The sequence below is a fragment of the Thauera propionica genome, from assembly GCF_002245655.1.
Taxonomy (GTDB): domain Bacteria; phylum Pseudomonadota; class Gammaproteobacteria; order Burkholderiales; family Rhodocyclaceae; genus Thauera; species Thauera propionica.
The window spans coordinates 1-1,974 of sequence record NZ_NOIH01000048.1 but is presented as its reverse complement, the minus strand read 5'-3'; the positions used below and the strand labels follow the sequence as shown (position 1 = coordinate 1,974).

The following is a 1,974-nucleotide window of genomic DNA, read 5'->3' as shown; positions in this document are numbered from 1 at the left end:
GCGTAGGGCAGCGTCCAGGTCGCACGGGTGGCGTCGTCCTGCACGGTGAGCTGGGTGTCCTTCATCGCCACCACGGTGCCGCTTCGAAGCTGCAGCGCGGCGCCCGGCGCTTTTCCGTCCACGAAGCGTACCCGTTGCCCCAGGTTCAGATGCAGCCGGATCTGCACGATCCGCGACGGATCCGACATCAGGCGCTCGATCACGCGCGACAGGTGGAACAGTTCGAGCGAGCTTGCACGGTTGAGGGCTTCGAGGGTGGCGGGATCCATCAGGGCGCGGGCTTCCAGTTCATCGGCAGCAGTTCGTCGAGCCGGTCCATGCGGTGGCCGGGCAGGCGCGTGAGCACATCCTTCAGGTAGGCGTAGGGCTCAATGTCGTTCAACCGCGCTGTCTCGATCAGCGAGAGTGCCACGGCAGCGGCCCGTCCGCCACGTGGACTTCCGGCAAACAGCCAGTTCTTCCGCGAGATCGCCACCGGTCGCATCGCCCGCTCGGCGGCGTTGTTGTCCGGGGCGAGGAGACCGCTGTCGGCAAACACGGTGAGCGCCGTCCAGTTCGACAGCGCATAGGCAACCGCGCGCCCCAGCGGTGAGCGCGGCAGCAGCGTCGGCTGGTGATGGGCGAGCCAGCGGTGGAACGCGGTCAGCACACGCCGGGTGCGCCCTTGGCGCACGTGCAGACGCACGTCTGGGTCGGCCTCGGCCAGGCGACGCTCGATGCGGTAGATCAGCCCGATGAAGCGCAACGCGTCATCGGCCAGCCCGGGGGGCGCCCCCTTGGGGGCGGCCTTGAGCACATCGAAGAACTTGCGCCGCACATGCGCCCAGCACGCCACGTGGGTGACGCCCTCGCGGAAGCTGGCGTGGTAGCCGCTGTAGTCGTCGGCCTGCAAGTAGCCGCGCCATGTGCCCAGGACCCGGCGCGGGTGTGTCCCGCATCGATCGGCCGTGAAGTCGTAGAGTGCGGCCGGGGCCACCTTCTGCCACTGGCCCTCACCGTCCTTCTGTTGCCCACCGGCCAGATAGACCCACATGCGGGCGGTGATCGTCTTGCCCGGGGCCTGAAGCGACAGCGTGGTGTCGTCGGTGAAGATCACCGGGCTCGAGAGCACGTGGCGCTGCAAGGCTGGCATCAACACGGCGAGCAACGCGGTCGCATCGAGCACCCAGTCGCACAGCGTCTGACGCGACAGGGCGACGCCTTGGCGCGCGAAGATCCGCGACTGGCGCGCCAGCGGGCAGTGATCGAGGTATTTCGAGACCATCACGTGGGCGAGCAGCCCGGCGCCGGCGTTGCTCCTGGAGAGCGGCGAGCCCTGGGCGGTGGCCGTGCGTACGGTCCTGCGGCCGTCGGCGGTCTCGCAGCGGTACTTCAGGCGTACGTTCTGGATGACCTCCAGTCGGGCGGGAATGTACTCGAGCAACTCCGAGACCTCCTCGCCGATGCGCTCGAGCGAGGCGTAGCCGGCCTTCTCGGCATCGGAGAGGTCGTGCTCGACGCGCCGGCGCGGCAGATCCGGGCTGATCGCCGGCCGCCCGCCCTTGCGCCGGGTGTGGGCGCCGACCTGGCGACGTTCCTCGCTCGGCACGGGGACCTGGACTGGATCGGACCACAGTTCGGTCTGCCCGAGGTGGATCACCTCGCTGCGCGGCCCGAACAGGCGCCGCCGCAGCTCGGCCAGTTGGTGACGCAGGGTGTCCAGTTGAGCGTCGAACTGCGCACGCATCGCCTGCATCTGCTGCCCCAGTTCGAGCACCAGATCCTGCAGCGGAGCAACCTCCGTGGGCAGGCTGGTGCGATCGATCGGGGCAGGCAGGCTCATGGGAACAAGCATGCCCGTGCAGTCCGTCTGCGTGAATGCGGTGAATCACCGATTGCCCCTGCGGCCGACATTTACCCCACGACGCTGGCAGCCACGGGCGCCAGGCGACGCGTTCGCGACAGATCGATGCCATCGAGCCAGGCGAGCAACTC

General features: G+C 68.7%; 1 protein-coding gene and 1 pseudogene. Both read right to left on the bottom strand.

Annotated features, from left to right (window positions below; all coding sequences use genetic code 11):
* Positions 1–269, bottom strand: a pseudogene (locus CGK74_RS18505) (hypothetical protein); the annotation flags it as partial.
* Positions 269–1,822 carry an IS66 family transposase gene (gene tnpC / locus CGK74_RS18500; protein WP_206186293.1) on the bottom strand — a complete coding sequence of 518 codons (1,554 nt, stop codon included), beginning with the start codon at positions 1,820–1,822 and terminating at the stop codon, positions 269–271. The gene tnpC and the pseudogene CGK74_RS18505, both read right to left, overlap by 1 nt.
* Positions 1,823–1,974: the final 152 nt, after the last annotated feature.

Excerpts from the sequence above, each read along its gene's own strand:
- tnpC (WP_206186293.1), bottom strand. The coding sequence starts at position 1,822 with ATGAGCCTGCCTGCCCCGATCGATCGCACCAGCCTGCCCACGGAGGTT.